This window comes from Sphingomonas lenta (genome assembly GCF_002288825.1).
GTDB lineage: Bacteria > Pseudomonadota > Alphaproteobacteria > Sphingomonadales > Sphingomonadaceae > Sphingomonas > Sphingomonas lenta.
Window position 1 is genome coordinate 252,469 of the sequence record NZ_NSLI01000003.1, and the last position, 19,096, is coordinate 271,564.

The 19,096-nt window shown below is 71.6% G+C and carries 15 protein-coding genes; 4 read left to right on the top strand and 11 right to left on the bottom strand.

Annotated features, from left to right (window positions below; all coding sequences use genetic code 11):
- Nucleotides 1-17 precede the first annotated feature (17 nt).
- Nucleotides 18-647 (top strand): YdeI/OmpD-associated family protein, encoded by a 630-nt coding sequence (locus CKY28_RS08555; protein ID WP_095997928.1) that lies wholly within the window; start codon nucleotides 18-20, stop codon nucleotides 645-647.
- On the opposite strand, the gene CKY28_RS08560 is transcribed toward CKY28_RS08555, so the two are convergent.
- The 3 genes from CKY28_RS08560 to CKY28_RS08570 are packed head-to-tail and all read right to left on the bottom strand — an operon-like array spanning nucleotide 615 to nucleotide 1,869.
- The gene (locus CKY28_RS08560) at nucleotides 615-1,097 is read right to left on the bottom strand and encodes an HAD family hydrolase (protein WP_095997929.1); all 483 of its coding nucleotides are present in this window, start codon (nucleotides 1,095-1,097) and stop codon (nucleotides 615-617) included. The two genes, CKY28_RS08555 and CKY28_RS08560, sit on opposite strands and share 33 nt — an antisense overlap.
- A 2-nt stretch (nucleotides 1,098-1,099) precedes the next feature.
- Nucleotides 1,100-1,480 (bottom strand): hypothetical protein, encoded by a 381-nt coding sequence (locus CKY28_RS08565; protein ID WP_095997930.1) that lies wholly within the window; start codon nucleotides 1,478-1,480, stop codon nucleotides 1,100-1,102.
- A gap of 5 nt (nucleotides 1,481-1,485) precedes the next feature.
- The gene (locus CKY28_RS08570) at nucleotides 1,486-1,869 is read right to left on the bottom strand and encodes a hypothetical protein (RefSeq protein WP_095997931.1); all 384 of its coding nucleotides are present in this window, start codon (nucleotides 1,867-1,869) and stop codon (nucleotides 1,486-1,488) included.
- A 65-nt stretch (nucleotides 1,870-1,934) separates the two neighbouring features.
- Here CKY28_RS08570 and CKY28_RS08575 point away from each other — a divergent pair, with 65 nt between their 5' ends.
- The gene (locus tag CKY28_RS08575; protein WP_245841728.1) at nucleotides 1,935-2,771 is read left to right on the top strand and encodes an oxygenase MpaB family protein; all 837 of its coding nucleotides are present in this window, start codon (nucleotides 1,935-1,937) and stop codon (nucleotides 2,769-2,771) included.
- Here CKY28_RS08575 and CKY28_RS08580 read toward each other — a convergent pair.
- Nucleotides 2,713-3,654, bottom strand: coding sequence for an oxygenase MpaB family protein (locus tag CKY28_RS08580; RefSeq protein ID WP_217989573.1), 942 nt, complete (start codon nucleotides 3,652-3,654; stop codon nucleotides 2,713-2,715). The two genes, CKY28_RS08575 and CKY28_RS08580, sit on opposite strands and share 59 nt — an antisense overlap.
- Nucleotides 3,655-3,924: 270 nt before the next feature.
- Here CKY28_RS08580 and CKY28_RS08585 point away from each other — a divergent pair, with 270 nt between their 5' ends.
- Nucleotides 3,925-4,782: a hypothetical protein gene (locus CKY28_RS08585; protein ID WP_095997932.1), complete on the top strand. Its 858-nt coding sequence runs from the start codon at nucleotides 3,925-3,927 to the stop codon at nucleotides 4,780-4,782.
- A 214-nt stretch (nucleotides 4,783-4,996) separates the two neighbouring features.
- Here CKY28_RS08585 and CKY28_RS08590 read toward each other — a convergent pair whose 3' ends face one another.
- The 7 genes from CKY28_RS08590 to CKY28_RS19080 all read right to left on the bottom strand — a co-directional run bounded on the left by CKY28_RS08590 (nucleotide 4,997) and on the right by CKY28_RS19080 (nucleotide 17,053).
- Nucleotides 4,997-7,462, bottom strand: a complete 2,466-nt coding sequence (locus tag CKY28_RS08590; RefSeq protein WP_095997933.1) for a glycoside hydrolase family 3 protein — start codon at nucleotides 7,460-7,462, stop codon at nucleotides 4,997-4,999.
- Nucleotides 7,463-7,519: 57 nt separating this feature from the next.
- Nucleotides 7,520-8,719 carry an MFS transporter gene (locus CKY28_RS08595; RefSeq protein ID WP_095997934.1) on the bottom strand — a complete coding sequence of 400 codons (1,200 nt, stop codon included), beginning with the start codon at nucleotides 8,717-8,719 and terminating at the stop codon, nucleotides 7,520-7,522.
- A complete protein-coding gene (locus tag CKY28_RS08600) occupies nucleotides 8,691-9,746 on the bottom strand; it encodes a LacI family DNA-binding transcriptional regulator (protein ID WP_095997935.1) in 1,056 nt (351 codons plus the stop codon). The genes CKY28_RS08595 and CKY28_RS08600 overlap by 29 nt, the downstream gene beginning before the upstream one ends.
- 59 nt (nucleotides 9,747-9,805) lie before the next feature.
- The gene (locus CKY28_RS08605) at nucleotides 9,806-11,311 is read right to left on the bottom strand and encodes a tryptophan halogenase family protein (protein ID WP_095997936.1); all 1,506 of its coding nucleotides are present in this window, start codon (nucleotides 11,309-11,311) and stop codon (nucleotides 9,806-9,808) included.
- Entirely contained in the window at nucleotides 11,308-12,813 is a 1,506-nt protein-coding gene (locus CKY28_RS08610; RefSeq protein ID WP_095997937.1) for a tryptophan halogenase family protein, read from the bottom strand. Before CKY28_RS08610 ends, CKY28_RS08605 begins: the two co-directional genes overlap by 4 nt.
- 90 nt (nucleotides 12,814-12,903) lie before the next feature.
- Nucleotides 12,904-16,089: a TonB-dependent receptor gene (locus CKY28_RS08615; protein ID WP_095997938.1), complete on the bottom strand. Its 3,186-nt coding sequence runs from the start codon at nucleotides 16,087-16,089 to the stop codon at nucleotides 12,904-12,906.
- Nucleotides 16,090-16,459: 370 nt separating this feature from the next.
- Nucleotides 16,460-17,053 carry a hypothetical protein gene (locus tag CKY28_RS19080; protein WP_245841730.1) on the bottom strand — a complete coding sequence of 198 codons (594 nt, stop codon included), beginning with the start codon at nucleotides 17,051-17,053 and terminating at the stop codon, nucleotides 16,460-16,462.
- A gap of 387 nt (nucleotides 17,054-17,440) precedes the next feature.
- Here CKY28_RS19080 and CKY28_RS08625 point away from each other — a divergent pair, with 387 nt between their 5' ends.
- Nucleotides 17,441-19,039: an alpha-N-arabinofuranosidase gene (locus CKY28_RS08625; protein ID WP_095997939.1), complete on the top strand. Its 1,599-nt coding sequence runs from the start codon at nucleotides 17,441-17,443 to the stop codon at nucleotides 19,037-19,039.
- Nucleotides 19,040-19,096 lie beyond the last annotated feature (57 nt).

Sequence of the window (19,096 nt, forward strand, 5' to 3'; positions counted from 1 at the left end):
GCATAGGAGCAGCATGTATGGGCGCGGCGGAGGCGGACGCGAGGCGCGCGAGGGTCGAGGTGCGGTCCCGCGCCGAGTGGCGGGCGTGGCTCCTCGCGCACCACGCGCAAGCGGAGAGCGTCTGGCTGGTCGGCTGGAAGAAGGGGCGTGGGCCTTACGTGCCCTATGGCGAGCTGCGCGACGAAGCGTTGTGCTTCGGCTGGGTGGACAGCCGGCCCGCCAAGCTCGACGCGGACCGCTCCATGCTGCTGATGAGCCCGCGCAAGCGCGGCAGCGGCTGGTCGGCGGTCAACAAGGCGCGCGTCGCGGCGCTGGAGGCGGCGGGGCTGATGCACGCGGCGGGGCTCGCCAAGATGGACGCCGCCAAGCGCGACGGGAGCTGGAGCAAGCTCGACGCAGTCGACGCGTTGACCGTCCCTGATGATCTGGCGACGGCGCTCGACGCGCACCCGCCCGCGGCCGAGCGCCTCGCCGCCTTTCCGCCCTCGGTCAGGCGCGGCATCCTGGAGTGGATCGCGCAGGCCAAGCGGGCGAAGACGCGTGCGATGCGCGTCGAGGAGACGGCGCGGCTGGCAGCAGAGAATGTGCGGGCCAACTGGGCGGGTCGGAAGCGGTCAGGCGGAGGGGGCGGCGACCGGCAGGCCTAGCCGCGCGAGCTCGGCGAGCGTGCTCACCGCGTTGCGGTGGTGGACGAACACGCCGCCCATCTCTTCCCACAAGTGGCGGTGGGTGGGCGTGTCGTCGATCAGCACGTCGCCGGCCCGGCCGTGGTCGCGCTTGTCGCGCGCTATGCAGGTGATGATCGGCGTGCCGGGGAAGTGGCGCGCCGCCCAGCGCTCCTTCTGCGCCTCCGCCCAGCCGCCGCGCGGGCAGCCGGTGAGGATGATGGGACGGAGGTGCGCGACGGACTCGAACAGCAGCCTAGCGTCCGGCATCAGGGGTAGGGTGCCGTAGAAGTCGGGCGTGGCGCCGATGCGGGCCCAGAACTTGCCGGGGCCGAAGCGGCGCTGATGATCATGCGGCGGCATGCCGAGCAGCGCGGTGGCGGCGCGGTCGAAGTCGGCGAGCACGCCGTCGCAGTCGAGAAAGAGTTGCACGGTCAAAATCGCGCCGGGATCAGGGTGACCGGCACGGGCTCCGGCAGCGCCTCCCAGCCGAGCCGGGCGAGCACCTCGTTGCTCTGGACCGCTGTGCGGCCGCGGGCGCGGTCGAGCGACCATGTGACATGGTACGTGGAGCCGTCCGGACGATCGGTGGTCCCGCCGATCTCGACCACGAGCGCCTGCAGGCCATCGCCGTCGTCGACGCGGCCGACGATCAGACCTTCGCGATCGGTGGGAAGCGGGCGGGGCCCCGCCTTGCGGGAGGCGAGCGTGACGTGGTCGGCGACCAGGTCGGGCCAGCGCGGCGGGAAGCGGCGGAGCAGCTCCTCGCGCTCGGCGCGGTCGAGCTTCCAGCCGGTGACGAGACCGTCGGCCATGGCCCTCAGCTACCGCGCGGCGGGCCCTTGGGGCCGCGCGGGGGCGGGCGGCGCTTCGTCTCGACGACGGGCGGCTTGCCGGGGCCGCGGGGCGTGCGCGGCGCGGGTCGGCCGGCGGCCGGGCGCGGAGCGGCGGCGCGGGCGGTCGCGGCGGGGGCGACGGCGTAGCCCTCCTTCTGCAGGCGCGTGAAGGCGGCGCGCACGCTGGCGGCGACCGCGGCGCGCACGGGTTCGGGCAAGTCGGCGAGCGTGGTGTTGGGGTGCACCGCGCCGATGTCGCGCACCAGCGCGTTCGGCACGCCTCCCGCCGCTTGGCGGAACGCGGCGACCGCGTCCAAGACCGCGGACACGATCACGTCATGCATGACGTCGGTGGCTGACCTGCTCATGCCCGGGTGAACGGGCGAGCGCCGCCGCGGTTGCGCGGACGCCCGCGCGGGCGCTACGAGCGGGCATGGCTTCGCCCCGGCCCCACACCCTGCGCGGCGCGATCGCGCGGCGGACGGAGGCGATGCTCGGCGCGGACGACGTGGCGTTCGCGGACGGCGACCATGGGCTGTTCGGGCCGGGTTCGGCGAGCTGGCGCGTGCACGGCGACTTCGCGTCCATGCTGATCGGGGGTGTGGCGGCGTTGCTGATGCAGATGCTACATCCCCAGGCGCTGGCGGGCGTTTGGGACCATTCGGACTGGCGTCGCGACATGGCGGGGCGGCTGCGGCGCACTGCCAGGTTCGTGGGCGTGGCGACCTATGGATCGAGCGCGCAGGTGGAGGCGGCGGTGGCGCGGGTCCGGCGCATCCACGCGTCGGTGCGGGGCGTCCTGCCCGACGATACCCCCTACGCCGCGGACGAGCCCGCGCTGCTCCGCTGGGTGCACGCATGCGAGGTCGACTGCTTCCTCCGCGCGCACCTGCGCTACCGCGACCCGCGGATGACGGGGGCGGAGCAGGACCGCTACCTGGCCGAGCAGGCGCGGCTGGCGCGCATGCTGGGGGCCGAAGACGTCCCGGAGACGCGCGACGCGCTCGCCCGCCACCTGCGCAACGTGCGGCCCGAGCTCCGCGCCGACGCGCGCACGCGCGAGGTGTCGCGGCTCATGCTGGCCCAGCCTTCGCCCAGCCTGCTCACCGCGCCGGTGAACGGCGTGCTGCTGCGCGCGGGCGTGGACCTGCTGCCGCCCTGGGCCAAGCGGATGCACGGGCTGAAGCTGCCGCCCGGCCGGGCGGCGGCGGTCAGGCTGGGGGCGCTGGGGTTGGGCTCCGTGCTGCGTTGGGCGACCGCGCCGCGGTGAAGAAGTCGGGCGGGAGCCCGAGGCGGCGCAGCGCCCGGGCGGGCGGGCCGGAGGGGAAGTCCACGCGCTCGGCCAGCGCGCCGAAACGCCGGAGCAGCGCCGCCTCCGACGCGCGAAAGCCGCGGCCCAGCCGGAGATGCGCGCGCAGCGGCTCGGGAACCAGCGCCACCGCGCCGCGCACCATCAGCCGCTGCACGGGCCGCAGCGGGCGCGGCAGCACGGGGGCGCCGCGCATCAGGCCGAGGAACTCCCCGAGCACGGGCGACGGCTCGAGCCGCGGCGCGGCTCGCGCGAGCAGCGCCTCCCAATCGGCGAGCGACCGCGGCGGGTCGGGCACGCCGTAGAGACGTGCGGCGGGCGCGCCCTCGGCGAAGGCGCGCGAGAGGTCGGGCGGCGCGAGCGGCGCGGCATAGGCGTGGTAGGCGCCGGCGAAGCCCCAGACGGCGGTCGCCTGCACCCAGCGGAGCAGCTCGGGATCGTCGGCGCGATAGGGCAGGCCCGCGGCCGTGACGCCCGTCACGCGTTCGTGCGCGCGGCGGACGCCCGCGATCATCGCCTCCGCGGCCGAGCGCGCGCCGTAGACGGTGGCCATGGCGGCGAGCCCCGTGCGCCGGAGGCGGCCGACGGGGTCGGTGCGGAAGCTGGAATGGTCCCACACGCCCGCGCGCACCGCGGGTTCGGCGAGCTCCAGGATCACCGCGGCGACGCCGCCCGTGAACAGCGCCACCGGGTTGCGGAACACGCGCCAGGAGACGGAACGGGCGTCGACCAGCGCCGGCTCGCCCGGCGGCCGCGCGAAGTCGAAGGCGGGCACGCCCGGTCCCTCCAGCATCGCGCGCGCGAGTGGGTCGAGGAGGCGGCCGAGCAGGCGGGCGGGATCCATGGAGGCGTCGAGATGGGCGCGGGCGGGGGCGGGCGTAAGGTCCCCGAATGAGAAGCGCCCCGCCGGGGGGACGGCAGGGCGCTGAAGGGCCGACGCTCGCGGGGGGGGGGGGGGGATTAGAGCATCAGCAAACCCCCAAACGCGCGATCGGCGCATCGGTTCACGCGTCCGCGAAAAAAATTTTCGCCGGACCGTTCGCGCCCCGGCCGCGCGCGTGGCATGGGGACGACGCCGCTCCGACCGCGAGGCCGACCGCTCTTGCCCCAGCCGATGCCTCCTCCCGCCCCGCGCCGCCCGGTCGAGCGGTGGCGCGCCGCGTGGGTCGAGCGGCTGCGCCGGTCCGGGGGGCGACGGGCGGCGGGCGCGGCGCTGGCGCTTCTGACGGAGGCGGCGCTGGTGCTGCTGCTCCTGACGATCGCGCCGCGCCTGTCGGGCGACGAGAAGGAGGAGCGGACGACCGTGTTCGCCTTCAGCCGCGACCGCGAGGAGGCCGTGCCGGCCGAGGCGCCGACGCCGCCCGACGAGGCGCGGCCCGCGGACGAGCGCGCCGCGCTCGAACCGGTATCGGAGCCCGCCGATGCGCCCGCCAACACGCCGGCGGTGTCGGTCCCCGAGCCCGCGCCGCCGCCGCCCGTGCCCACGCCTGCGCCGCCCACCTCGCTTCCCGCGCCCGTCATCCTCCTCACGCGCGAGCAGATGGCGGCGGCCGACATCGCGCGCGGGGCCGCGCGCCCGTCCGCGATCGCGCCGCCGCGCCGCGCCGTGGCGGGACCGCCGAACGTCGGCGGCGCGATGGGCGCGGACACGCCGCGCGTGGACGGGACGGGGCCGAACGGCGAACCGCTCTACGCGGCGTCCTGGTACCGCGAGCCCTATCCGGAGGAGCTGCGCGGCTACCTGTCGACGTCGCGCGGGCCGGGATGGGGGCTGATCGCGTGCCGCACGGTCGCCGACTACCGCGTGGAGGACTGCGTGGCGGTGGGCGAGTACCCGCAAGGCTCCAACATCGCGCGCGCGGTGCTGGCGGCCGCCTGGCAGTTCCGCGTCCGCCCGCCGCGGCTGGGCGGCATGCCCAAGGTCGGCGAATGGGTGCGCATCCGCATCGATTACGAGCTGCGGGGGCGGTGAGGAGGAGGGCGTTCGATCTCGGTCGCGCGCCACAAGCCCGCCTTCGCCAGAGCGGAACGTCCGCTACCGCTGGAGAGCGGAACGGCCGCTTGTAGGCGGCGGACGTAGCAGGCGGCCGCTTGTTCACGGCCGAGAGTCGACGCGACGGCTATGCGGACGAGCGTCACGCCATGCTGAGGCCGGTCGGCCAGAGTCGTTTGTTCGAGAGCCTTCCCTACTTCGCCGGAGCCGGGCAGGCATCGGATAGAGTTGAAGGTTCTAGCCGCACACGCGCCAATGTCGCCGTGAACGAGCCGGCGGTGGCGATGGACAAAGGTGTTCCGACCCTTGCGAGGTTCGCGCCTGCGGAGGCGAAGCAGCGTAGCGGTATGTGTAACGTCGTCGGTCTCCCGAGCGGCACCGTCTTGATCGCCGAGGTCAGGTCGAGCGCGCGACCGCCCAAAGCCACCGACACCGGCGCGGTCGGGGCGGCGTCGACGCGCCAGTCGATCGCGAGCGAGAAGGCGCCCGTCAGCTGGCGCGTGAGGTCGGCGGCGGGGCCGTCGATCGTGACGGCGCCCTGGCCCTTGCCGGTCCAGACGAGCCGACGGGCGTCCTCCTGCGCGCGGAGATCGACCGCGCGGGCGGAGACCGCGCCCGCTGGGCTCGCCTCCGCAGGCGCGGCGACGGGACGCGCGCCGCCCGCGTCGGCCAGCGTCAGCGTCCAGGGCGCCAGCGCACGGCCCGCGTCGAAGTAACGGTCGACGTTGAGCGCCGCGGCGACGTCGATCCCCGGCGCTTCGGGCAGCGCGGGAACGGTCCGCCGGTCGGCGTAGGTTAGGCCGTGTCCATAGGGCCAGAGCGGGTTCGTGACGGGCGCGGCGGCCGTCGCGGGCCAAGCGAAGGAGAGCTTGCCGCTGAAGTCGCGGCGTGGGCGCCCGTCGCGGCCGGCCACCAGCACGTCGGCGACGCCGCCCCCCTCCGACCCCGGCAGCCAGGCCGCGACGAACGCGTCGGACGCGTTCAGCTCGGGGTTGGTCCAGAGCGGGCGGCCCGACAGGAACACGGACACGACCGGGACCCCCGCCGCCTTGAGCCGCTTCAGGAGCGCGAGGTCGGTCGCGCCTGCGGGCTGATAGTCGAGCGTGGGCACGTCGCCCTGGAACTCGGCGTAAGGGTCTTCGCCGTAGACGACGATCGCCACGTCCGGCTTGTCGGCGTACTTGCCGTCGGCGCTGAGCGTGGCGGTGCCGCCCGCGGCGCGGATCGCCTCCGATAGGCCGGCGTAGATCGACTGCGCGCCGGGGAAGTCGGCGGGCGTCGTGCCCGTGCCCTGCCAGGTGACCGTCCAACCGCCCGCCTGCTTGGTCAGGTTGTCCGCGCCGTCGCCTGCAACGAGCACGCGCGCGCCCGGCTTGATCGGCAGGACGCCGCCGTTGTTCTTGAGCAGCACGAGCGACTTCGCCACCGCCTCGCGCGCGAGCGCCCGGTGCGGCGCGGAGCCGATCACCGACACGTCGACCGGTCTACGGCCGCCGTCGAGCAGCCCCAGCTTCACCTTGACGCGCAGGTTGCGGCGCACCGCGTCGTTGAGGCGCGCCATCGGCACCTTGCCTGCCTTCACCTGCGCGACGAGGCTGTCGAACAGACCCTTCCAGCTGTCGGGCGCCATGTATAGGTCGAGGCCTGCGTTGATCGCAGCGGGGCAGTCGGTCGTGGTGCAGCCGGGGATCTGGCCGTGCGCGTTCCAGTCGCCGACGATCAGGCCGTCGAAGCCCATCCGTTCTTTCAGCACGTCGGTCAGCAGCGACTTGTTGCCGTGGTGCTTGGTGCCGTTCCAGCTGGAGAAGCTCGCCATGACGGTGAGCGCGCCCGCTTCGATCCCGCGCGGATAGCCCTGGGCGTGGAGGCGGACGAGCTCGGCTTCGGGCAGGATGGCGTCGCCCTGGTCCTTGCCGCCGCGCGTACCGCCGTCGGCGAGGAAGTGCTTGATGGACGCGGCGACGCGATCGGGCGCGACCGGCTTACCGGCGGCGAGCGGGCCTTGCAGACCCAGCGTCATCTCGCCGGCGTAGCGCGCGACCAGGGCAGGGTCTTGGGCATAGCCCTCGTAGGTGCGGCCCCAGCGCGTGTCCTGCGGCACGGCGAGCGTGGGGGCGAAGGTCCATTCGATGCCCGTCGCTGCGACCTCGGCCGCCGTCGCCTCGCCGATGCGCCGCACCAGCGCCGGATCGCGCGCCGCGCCCAAGCCGATATTGTGCGGAAAGACCGTCGCGCCCGGTACGTTGTTGTGACCGTGCACCGCGTCGACGCCGAAGATGATCGGTATGCCGACACCCGTTTTGGTCGACGCGTCGCGGAACGCCTGGACCATCGCACGCCATTCCTGCGGGCTCGCGCGCTCGTTGCCGTTCGGCCCGGAGTTTCCGCCCGCGAGGATGGACCCGAGCGGGTGGCGGGCGAGGTCGGCCGGGGTGATGGCCGAGATGTCCGCCTGGATCACCTGGCCGACCTTCTGCTCGACGCTCATGCGCGCGAGGAGCGCGTCGATGCGCTTCTCGGTCGCGGGATCGCTGAGCGTGTCGGGACTGCTCGCGGCGGGCCAGAGTGCGGGGTTGGCGGTCGAGCCGCTCTGGCCCGATGCGGGCAGGTGCGCGGCGCTCGCGGCGAGCGCGATCAGCAGGCCCAGACGACGGGACATTATTCCCCTCCCAATCTTGTGAACGTTATCAAGAGCCGTTGTGCCGCAGCTTCGCCGCTACTTCAAGCGCCTTGGCGCATCTCGCCGGACGAGAGCGACGCAGGCGCCCGCGACGACGATCAGCGCCGCCAGGAGGGCGAGGAGCGGGCCGAAGCCGCGGCCCGGCACCAGGGAGATCGCGAGCAGCGGCGCGACGATGGCGGGCAACGTGTTGGCGAGGTTGAGCAGCCCCAGGTCGCGGCCGCGTCGTCCGGGCGTGGGGAGGAGCTGCATGGCGTAACCCGAGTGGAGCGCCAGGAACACGGCGCCGCCGCAACCGAACAGCGCATAGCCGATCGCGGCGGGAAGCTGCGTCGCGCTCGCCGCCATGAGCGCCAGACCCAGCGCAGTCGCCGCGGCGGCGGCGAGGAGGAAGGGCTTGCGCGGACCGAGCCGGTCGGAGATGCGCCCGGCGGCGAGTGCGATCGGAAAGGCGAGCGCCAAGGCCAGCGCGGACAAGCGCGCCACGCCCGCTTCCGACGGGGCGTCGGGCAGGGTCTGGAAATAGTAGAGCAGGAAACCGAACATCACGTTGCCCGCGACCTGCACCAGCAACCGCGCGAGCCACAGCAGCGCGAAATCGCGTCTGGCCGCGGTCCGTCGCGGAGCAGGTTCCGCCAGCGGCTGGTCCGGGTAAGCCGGCGTCCGGAGCAGGAGCAGGGGCGCGGTCAGCGCGAACACGATCGCGCAGACCACGCCCAGCCGCGCCGCCTCCGTCGGCAGGCCCGGCAGGGTGGCGGCCACGCCCGCGAGCGCGCCCGCGGGCGGCCCTGCGCCGAGCAGGCCGCCGAGCAGACCCTTGCGCCGGTCGGGCACCTCGTCGGCCGCCCAGGCGGCGAGCGGCGCGAGCAGGGCGTTGAGCGCGAGCTGGTAGGCGGCGACGGCGGCGACGATCTCCAGCGGCGACGCGGCGGCGTGCAGCAACGCGTAGCTCGCGAGCGTGAGGCACAGGCCCGCCGCCGCCCAGGCGCGGCGCGTGCCCACCACGTCGCTGGCCCAGCCGACGAGCAGGTTGGAGAGGCTCGCGGCGCCCGCGCCCGCCAGCGTCGCCGCGCCCAACCATTCGATCCGCGCCTCGCCCGCGATCGCGGCCAGCTTGACGGGCAGCAGCAGCGTCAGGAAGGGCGCGTAGGCGACGACGCCGCCCGCGTTCGCGAGCGCGAACAGCAGGAGGAAACGGTCGCCCGGCTCAGCGGCGCGGCGGGGCCGTGGATCCACGAACGATCAGATCGAAGGGGAGCACGCTCGGCTCGTCGCCGACCGCCTCGCCCGTGGTGGCGCGGATCAGCAGCTCGGCCGCGCGCGCCGTCATCGCGGCGATGGGCTGGCGGATGGCGGTCAAGGACGGCGCGCTGAACTTCACGATGGGGGTGTCGTCGAAGCTGACGATCGACAGGTCGCCCGGCACGTCGAGCCCGGCCCCGCGCGCGACCTCCAGCGCCGCCAGCGCCATCTGGTCGCTGCTCGCCAGGATCGCCGTCGGCGGTTCCGGGAGCGCGAGCAGCCGGCGCGTCGCGGCGAGGCCGGACGCGAAGGTGAAGTCGCCGGGTGCGACCAGGTCCGGACGCTCGACCGCGCCGCCCGCGCGCACCGCCGCCCGATAGCCGTCGAGGCGCGCGGCGCTCAGCGCGTACTCCTCGCTGCCGGTGATGAAGCCGATGCGGTGGTGGCCCAGGCCCAGCAGATGCTCGGTCGCCGCGGCGGCGGCGCGGGAATCGTCCATGGAGATGGCGAAACCGGGGCCTTCGCCGGTCGAACCGATGCGGGCGAAGGGGATGCCTTTGCTCGTCAGCAACTCCGTAATTTCCGGGTTGTCGCCGTGCGGCGGCGTCAGGATCACGCCGTCGGGGTGCAGCGCGGAGAGCGCGGAGCTGATCTCGCGCTCGACATGCGCGCTGTGCGTGTCGACCAGCTCGAAGATCATGCGGTAGTCGTGCTCGGCGCATTCGAGCATGCCGCCCAGGAGCATCTGGTCGACCCAATCGGTGCCGTCGCCGCTGCGCCAGCCCTCGATGGTGCGGTCGCGGTCGTTGAGCGCGAGCAGCAGGTAGGAGCGCGACCCGCCCATGCGCCGCGCGGCGATGCTGGGGACGTAACCGAGCCTGGTGATCGCCTCGCGCACGCGCTCCTTCACCGCGTCGCGGACGTTGGGGCCGTCGTTGATGACGCGTGAAACCGTTTGCAGCGAAACGCCGGCTTCGGCTGCGACGTGCTTGATGGTGACGGTCCGGGCACGCGTGGGCACGGGAGTTCCTTTCGGGACATGTCTGCCAGCGGAGCGCCGCCGGACGCAAGACGGGCGGATCAGGGTATGGGCGCGGCGCAGTTCTCGGCGATGAAGCGGCCGTGCGGGGGCAGCTGGCCGACGGCGCGGGCGAGGCTGTCGGCCGCGCGGTCGAGCTCGCCGGGCAGGTCGGGGGCGGGAAGCCGGTCGAGCGTCGGGTGGTGGGTGCGCGGGCGCACGCCCATGCCGTCCATCACCGATTGCCAGCTGACCGCACGGAACAGCTCGTCGACGCCGTCCGCAAGCGTGCCGTTGACGCGGAACAGGGCTAGCTTGGCGGCGAGCGTGGGCGGAAGCTCCATGGCCGCGCACTCGCGCCAGAAGGGCGTGTCGTCGCGCTCGGTGGTGCAATAGTGGAGGATGATAAAGTCGCGGATCTCCTCATAGTCCGCGGTCATCCGGCGGTTATACTCGGCCTGCAGCTCGGGCGCGAAGGCGAGGTCGGGCATGAAGCGGAAGAAGAACTCCATGCCGCGGTAGATGAGGTGGATCGCGGTCGATTCGAGCGGCTCGATGAAGCCGGAGCTCAGGCCTATGCTGAGGACGTTGCCGTTCCAGATCCGGTCGCGGACGCCCGTGCGGAAGGGGACGGGCATGGGATCGGTCACGAGCTCGCCTTCCACCTGGTCGAGCAGGCGCGCGGTCGCCTCGTCGTCGCTCATGTGGCGGCTTGAGAAGACGTGGCCGTTGCCGGTGCGGTGCTGGAGCGGGATGCGCCAGCGCCAGCCCGCCGCTTGCGCATGGGCGAGCGTATAGGGCGGGGGCGGGCCGACATTCTCCGTCTGCACCGCGATCGCGCGGTCGCAGAGGAGCCAGTGCGACCAGTCGGTGTAGCCGACGCCCAGCGTCTTGCCGATCAGGAGCGCGCGGAAGCCCGAGCAGTCGATGAAGAACTCCGCCGAAACGGTGCGGCCGTCCTTCAGGATCAGGCGGTCGACCGCGCCGTCGGGGCGCGTCGCGACGTCGGTGACGATCCCCTCGGTGCGCCGGACGCCGCGCGCCTCGGCGAAACGGCGCAGGAACCGGGCCACGCGCTTGGCGTCGACGTGGAGCGCGTAGGCCGCGCCGCCGACCGGTGTGCGCCGCGCGGCGTGGGGCAGGACGAAGCGGCCCTCGCGCGCCATGACGCTGGCCGGCGCGAAGTCCTGGAGCTGGCGCCGGTAGCCGCCGTGCGCGGCGCGGAGCCATAGCTGGTAGAAGTCGCCCTCGATCGGCATGCCGATCGCGCCGAAGGGATGGAAATAGCTGTGCCCGAGCCGCAGCCAGTCGCGGAACTCGATGCCGAGCTTGAAGCTGGCCTGGCACTCGCGGACGAACTCGCTCTCGCTGACGCCCAGCTTGGCGATGAGCTGGAGGAAAGGCGGGATGGTGCTCTCGCCCACGCCGATCGTGCCGATGTCGTCGGACTCGACCAGCTCCACCGCGATCTCCGGGTGGAGGTGCGCGATCATGGCGGCGGCGATCCAGCCGGCGGTGCCGCCGCCGACGATGCAGATGCTGCGTAAGGGGGCGGGGCGGTTGGTCATCGATCGAGCGTCTGGAGAAACTGCGCGTGGGTGGGGGTGCGGCGCACGGCGTCGGCGACGCTCGCGCGCATGCGGTCGAGCGCGCCCGAGACGCGGCCCATGTCCGCGCCGGCCACGGCGGGGTTGATGCTCGCGGGCAGGCGGTCGAAGCCCGTGTACATGGCGAGCCAGCTGGCGGGGTGGAACATCTCCCAACGATAGCGGACGAACTCGCCGCGCGCGTCCCACAGCGCCATCTTGCGTCGGAGCGTCTCGGGCACGGGCATGGCCTGGCAATGCCGCCAGAAGGGCGTGTCGTCGCGGCGGGTAAGCTTGTAGTGGAGGATGATGAAGTCGCGCACGCGCTCCATCTCGCGCGCGGTGGCGTCGTTGAACTCGTCGGCGAGGGCGGGGGCCATGTCGCGGTCGGGGAAGAGCTCCTTGAGCCGTTCGATGCCCGTCTCGATCAGGGCGATGCTGGTGGACTCGAGCGGTTCGAGGAAGCCCGAGGCCAGGCCGAGCGCCACGACGTTGCCGCGCCAAGCCTGCGTGCGGCGGCCCGAGCGGAAGGGGATGCGGCGCGGCTCGATCAGCGGCTCGCCGGGCAGGTCGGCCATGAGCGTGGCGGTGGCCTCGTCCTCGCTCATCAGCGCGCTCGAATAGACGAGGCCGTTGCCTGCGCGGTGGCGGAGCGGGATGCGCCACTGCCAGCCGGCGCTTTTCGCGTGGGCGCGGGTGTAGGGCGGCGGGTCGGCGGCGGCGTTCCCCGTCTGCACGGCGATGGCGGCGTCGCAGGGCAGCCACTCGCGCCAGTCCTCGAAGCCGACGCCCATCGCCTCGCCCAGGAGCATGGAGCGGAAGCCGGTGCAGTCGATGAACAGGTCGCCCTCGACCCGGCGGCCGTCCGCGAGGCGCAACGCGGCGACGCCGGCCGGACCCGGCTCGACCTCGGCTACGACGGCGTCGATCCGCTCGACTCCCGACGCTTCGGCGTAGGAGCGCAGGTGCTTGGCGAAGAGCGAGGCGTCGAGGTGGATCGCCCAGTCGTACACCGCGAGCGGGGTGGGCGGATTGGGCTGGGGCAGCGCCATGCGGCCGTGCTCGGCCAGGCTGGCGCCCAGCGAGTATTCGGTGATCGGGCGGGGGTCGCCCTCCATGCGGCGGCGAAGCCAGAGGTGGTGGAAGGCGACGTCGCCGTAATCCTGGCCGTACAGGCCGAAGGGGTGGATGAAGCCTTCGCCGACGCGATGCCAGTCCTGGAACAGGATGCCGAGCTTGGCGGTGGCGCCTGTCGCCTGCATGACGCTCTGGTCGGTCATGCCGAGCTTGGCGTAGAAGCGGCGGATCGTCGGGATCGTCGCCTCGCCGACGCCGATCGTGCCGATCCCGCTCGACTCGACCAGCGTGATCTTGAGACCCGTGCCGACGAAGTGCCTGGCGAACGCGGCCGCGGCCATCCAGCCGGCGGTGCCGCCGCCGACGATCACCAGTTCGCGCACCCGGTCGGGCGATCGTTCAATCATGCTTCCTCCCGCCGCACCCAGCCTATCCCATCGACGGTTCGGAAAAAACGGCCGGCGGTACTGCGCACGCCGCCGGCCAGGGGGAGAGGATCAGAAGCGGAACCGGACGCCGGCCGAGTAGCGCGGCTCGAACTCGTTGAGGTGGCTCAGCTGCCGCGCGTCGTTGTCGAACTGGTAGTAGTAACGCTCGATCTCGCCGAAGATGTTGGACCCGTTCGCGTAGACCGAGATGTTGGGCGTCACCGCAAAGGTGATGTTCGCGTCGACATACTCCGTCGTGTCCTGGAAGATCGGTATGTCCTGCACCTGGCCCGTCAGGCGCGGGCTGCGCCGGTTATAGGCGATGCGAGCCTGGAGCCGCCCGTCGTCGTAGAAGAGCGCGGCGTTGTAGATGTGCTTGGAGTTGTCGAAGAACGGGAAGTCATCCCCGTTCCGCTGCACGTCCGCATCGCCCCGCGAGCTGTCCGCATAGGTGTAGTTAGCGTCCAGGCCGAAGTTGCGGACGAAGCTGTCCGTCTGGAGAAAGTCGCTCAACGCCAGCTTGGCCGCGACCTCGACGCCCTGGACCTTGCCGCCCTCACCCTGGATCGGGCGAGTGAAGGGCAGGTTGGTGCGGCGGATCACGCCGTCGCTGTCCGGGAATGCGCCGTCGTTGAGCGTCTGCGTGGTGACAAAGCTGTCGATGTCGAGCCGGAACGCGCCGACGTTGAGCAACGAGGCGCGGCCCACATAATACTCGACAGCCAAGTCGTAGTTCTTCGAACGCCAGGGGTTCAGGTTCGGGTTGCCGCTCGAGTTGGCGCTGGTCGCCTCGCGCACGCCGATCGGGGCGCGGCCCGGGCCGCCGGGCGAGTCGTTGGTGGCGATGGTGAGGCCGCCGCCGTAGTTGCCCAGATCGAGCGGGATCATCGTCTCGGCGAACGCGGCGCGCAGCCTCAGATTGTCGGTGACGTTCCACTGGACGTTCACCGTCGGCAGGAAATCGATGTACGTCCGGTCGTCGAAGAAGTCGCCGAGATCCTCGTTGGTGTCGCCATAGGGGATGGTCGGGCCGGTGACGTTCTGGCGCACCTTGAGCTTGGTGCGGATCATCTTGATGCCGGCGTTGGCGACGATGTCCGGGCCGAACTCCATGTTGAGGTTGGCGTAGCCCATCTGCTCGTAGAAGTTCACGTCATAGGTCGAGCCCGGGATGATCACCGGGAAGGCGTTGCCGAAGACGCGCTCCTGGAAGGCCAGCGGATCGTTGAAGTCGCGCGGATCGGCGACCCACACGCCTGGGAACCCCTTGGTGACCGAGCCGAAATCCTCGAGGAAGTAGGTGTTATTGTTCGCCGCGAGGTTGGTCGGGCGGTTGGCGGTGTAGCCCTGGAACACCGTTTGCGGGTTGGTCGCGCTGACCGGCAGGGCGGGGTTGAAGCTGGGATTGGGCACCTGCTCGCCCGCCGTGCAGCCGGCGAAATTGTCGAGGACGACGTCGATCGCCTTCCACTGCACGGCGCAGCCGTTCGGGTCGGACGCGCCGTTCCCGGCGTAGAGCCGCGAGAAGAGATGGTAGACGGAGATCTCCGTCCTGCGGCGGCTGGCGCGCGCGCCGATGTCGACGCGCTTGATGAAGCCGCCGGCGAGCTCGCCTTCCTTTGAATAGTCGTATGCGCCGTCGAAGCGGAAGGCGTAGATGTCGGACTTGTTGCGGTTGTTGCCCTCCGACGAATAGGCGGCGACCGTGTAGCTGTTCAGGTTCGCCATATAGTCGCGTAGGGTCGCGTTGGGGCCGAGGCCGCCGCCGATCGGCCGGTCGAACCCGCTCCACACGATGCTGTTGCGGCCGGAGACGTCGATGTTCAGCTGGGGATCGCGTGCGTAGCCGAGCGGGTTGGGGTCGACGTAGCGGCCGCCGCGCGAGCCCACCACCCCGTTGGTGAAGCGCCCGGCGTACTGGGACGCGATGTTGGCCGGGTAGAAGGGACCGCGCGTCGGGTCGGCCGAGTTGCGGAACAGCGTGAACGTGTGGTCGGTCGATCCGTCGGCCGTGCTCTGCCGCCAGTTGGACAGGTCGCCCTGCACCTGCCCGTTGGTATTGAGATAGTCGGCGTCGGCGTAGATGCCGCGGACCGAGAAGGTGAACGGCCCGCCCTTGTCCCAATCGAGCGCCAGGTTGAAGTTCTTCGACTCCGACTTGATCGAGCGGTTGATGGAGAAGGAGTTCACCCACCATGCATCGAGCGCGTAGGCGTCCACGTCGTACACGGTCTGGCCGTTCGGCCGCCCGGGGAGGCCGGTGTCGTTGAAGCTGGTGGGGTTGGTCCAGCCCAGGCCCGTCCAGCGGTTGGAGATGTTCATGCCCGCGCGCAGGTCGTGCTCGATGAAGCGGGTGTAGAAGCCTTCGCCGGTCAGCGTGACGCCGTCGTCGACCTCCCACTGCACGGCGCCGGACACGCCGAGGCGCTGGCGCTCCACCTCGCGATGGAACGTCTCATAGCCGTGCGGCGCCACCCAGTTGGGGCCGTTGCCGCCCCAGTCGTTGTTGAGAAACTGCCCGCCGCCGAAGCCGGCATAGTTGTTGCCGAGCGTGAAGTCGCTGTACGCCGCCGTCACCAGCGCGCCGAACCGGCCGCGGCGGTAGCTGGCGAGGCCACTGACGAGGTAGTCGTCCTGTCGCGTGTCCTCGCCCGTATGGTACTCCGCCTGGCCGGACAGGGTGAGGCCGTCCTGGAAGTCGAACGGGCGGCGCGTGCGCAGGTCGATCGTGCCCGACACGCCGGACACGGCGTTGCGCAGGTCCTGCGACTTGTACACGACCACGCCGCCGAGCAGCTGCGCGGGGATGTCGTTGAGGTTGGGTTGCGCGGTGCCGAGATTGGCGGGGGAGAGGTACTGCTCTCCGTTCAGGAGCGTGACCACCTGGGGCAGGCCGCGGATGTTGGCGGTGGCACCTTCGCCGGCGGAGCGCTGGATCTGGACGCCCGGGATGCGCTGGATCGAGTCGACGATGGTGACGTCGGGCAGCTTGCCGATGTCCTGCGCGGAGATGGCGTCGACAATCGCGTCCGAGTTGCGCTTGATGTCGATCGCGCGCGCCTGGCTCGCGCGGATGCCGGTGACGACGATGTCCGTCCCCTCGCCGGTGACGGGCGCGCCGTCCTGCGTCTGCTCGCTGGGCGCGCCGGCCTCGACGGGCGGCTCGTTCGTGGGCGGCGACACGTCCTGCGCGAAGGCCGGCGACGCCAGGGCGCTGCTCGCGAGCAGCGTAGCCGCGTGCTTGATGTTCCTCATGACCTTCCGTCCTCCCCTTGCGCTTCTTGCCGGGCCCGGTTCCGCTGGAGAGGCGAGCGGCCGCATCGGCCATCGGCGGCCGCCCGACATCGGTCGCGCCGCCATCTCCTCTCCCGCGCGGAACGCGTTCCGGCGTTTCCACCCGGCCTTTTCAGCACAAGTTGATAACGTTCACAAGTGGAGATTGCTTCGGTCCAAATACGTGGTCGGGGGCGGTCGGGGCCTGACGCGTCACGAGCGCCGGCCCGCGAACGTTGGGCCGATCGACCGGTCGGCGTAGCGCGGTTCGCACCCGGTCACGCGTCGGAACCGATGTCGGGAGCATCTTCTGGTGGGAGCTATCGACGCTAGGCTTCGACGCGTCCGCCGGTCACGCCATCCTCGCCGCCTCGTTTACATCGGGCCCGACCGCGGTCGCGCAAGCGATCCGACCCATGGCGACATAGTCCGGCTTGCCCGTGCCGAGCACCGGCGGCGCGTCCGTCACACGTATGTCGCGCGGCGGCATCAGCTCGGTGACGCCGTTTGCGCGGCCCCACGCCTGCAAGCTCGGCGCATCGGCGTCGCGCCTGGTGGTGAACAGCACGAGCTGCTCGCCTTTTCGCGAATCGGGGCGAGTCACGACCGCGTGCTGATGGCCGGGCCAGGCGCGCGAGGCGTAGCCCTCGACGGCGGGGAGCGACACCATCTCGCCGCCGATCTCGGCGAAGCGCTCGGCGCGGCCGCGGATCGTGACGAAGCCGGCCTCGTCGGTCGTCACGATGTCGCCCGTGTCGTGCCGGCCGCCCTCGGGCGGTTGCAGCAGGCCGGGCGCGTCGGCCTTGAGGTGGCCGGCCACGATATCGGGGCCGCTGACGTGGAGGCGGCCGCCCCCAAGCCCCCCCAAGTCGATGCCGGGCACGGGCTCGACCCGCGCCTCTACGCCGGGCATGAGGCGGCCGACGCTGCCGGCCTGGAAGTGCATGGGTGTTCACCGCGATGACGGGCACGGCCTCGGTCGCGCCGCAGCCTTCCAGGATGCGCGGGCCGAACTTCTCGGCGTAGGTGGCCCGCGTCTCGTCGCGCACGCGCTCGGCGCCCGCGAAGATGCAGCGGAGCGAGTCGGTACGCGTGAACGAGCGTCCGGTTTCAGGGTCGCCCCAAGCGGGACCGAACGTCCGCATCCGGGCCTCCGCCGACGAGGCGGATACTTCGCAGGACCGTGCGGGGCGAGCTATGCTGACCGCCGGATCCAAGCGTCCGCCTTTCCACTGGACAAATCGGTGGTAGCGCTCACAATGGGCTGGGTCCGTACGAATGCACAGCGGCTGCGGCCCTACACGGCCGGAGAAATGGCGTGGGGAGGATGAAGATGGACGCGAAACCCAGAAGAGTCGCTACGTGGCTGACCGGTCTGGCGCTGCTCCTCCAGCCGGCGGTGGCGCCTGCCCAGACCAACGCTTCCCCCGCGGTCCGGCTCAGCGTCCGCGCGGACCAGCCCGGGGCCAAGATCGAGCGCGACATCTTCGGCCAGTTCGCCGAGCATCTCGGCACCGGCATCTACGAAGGCGTGTGGGTTGGGCCGAACTCGGCGATACCGAACATACGGGGCATACGCAGCGACGTCGTCCAGGCGCTGCGCGCCATCAAGGTTCCCAATGTCCGCTGGCCCGGCGGCTGCTTCGCCGACGAGTATCACTGGCGCGAAGGCATCGGGCCGGCCGCCGAGCGGCCCGCCCGCCTGAACGCGAGCTGGGGCGGCGTGATCGAGCCCAACACGTTCGGCACGCACGAGTTCTTCGACTTCGCCGAGCAGCTGGGCGCCGAGGTCTTCCTGTCCGTCAACATCGGTTCGGGCACCGTCCAGGAGGCGGCCGACTGGATGGAGTATCTGACCGCTGACAAGCCCACCGCGCTGGCGCAGGAGCGCGCGCGCAACGGCCGCCGGGCACCGTACAAGGTCAAGTATCTCGGGCTCGGCAACGAGAATTGGGGCTGCGGCGGCGCCATGTCCGCGACGCATTACGTCGAGGAGATGAAGCGGTACGCGCATTACTCACGCAACCTCGACCCGGCCCAGACCGGCGCGAACGCGATGAAGCGGGTCGCCGTCGGATGGGACAGCGGCAACAGCGACTACACCGAAGAGGTGATGAAGGCCTGGAAGGGCAAGGTGTGGAGCTGGGACATCGAAGGCGTGTCGCTGCACGCCTACACGATCCCGAACAGCTGGGAGCGCAAAGGTCCGAGCGTCGGCTTCGGCGAGGACCAATATGCCAAGGGGATCAAGGCCACCCTTCAGATGAAGGACTGGATCGGCAAGCAGAGCGCGATCATGGACCGCTACGATCCCGAAAAGAAGCTCGGCCTGTACGTGGACGAGTGGGGCATCTGGGTCGATCCCAACCCCGGCAGCAATCCCGGCTTCCTCCAGCAGCAGAACACGCTTCGCGACGCGATCATCGCCGCGCTGAACCTCAACATCTTCATGCGCAACGCCGACAGGGTGCGCGGCACCAACATCGCGCAGATGGTGAACGTGCTCCAGGCCATGATCCTGACGGACGGCCCCCGCATGGTGCTGACGCCGACCTATCACGTGTACCACATGTACGTCCCGTTCCAGGGTGCGACCGTCGTTCCGGTGAGCTTCGAAGCCGGCAGCTACCGCTTCGGCGACGTCGAGGTGCCGCGCGTCGACGCCGTCGCCGCCCGCGACGCGTCGGGCGGGCTGTGGCTGGCGCTCACCAACGTCGACCCGAACCGCCCGGCCCGCTTCAGCGCCTCCGTCGCGGGCGTGCCGGCCCGCAGCGCGCAGGGTCGGATCCTCACCGGGACGGCGGTCGACGCCCATAACGGCTTCGCCGATCCCGACCGGGTGGCGCCGCGGCCGTTCAGCGGTCGCGCATCCGGCGGGCAGCTCCATTTCGATCTGCCGGCGAAGTCGATCGCGGTGGTGCAGGTCAGGTAGCGAAGCGCTCGCAACCCCGCTCCACCGACGCGATAGAGACACGCCTCGTGACCGGGA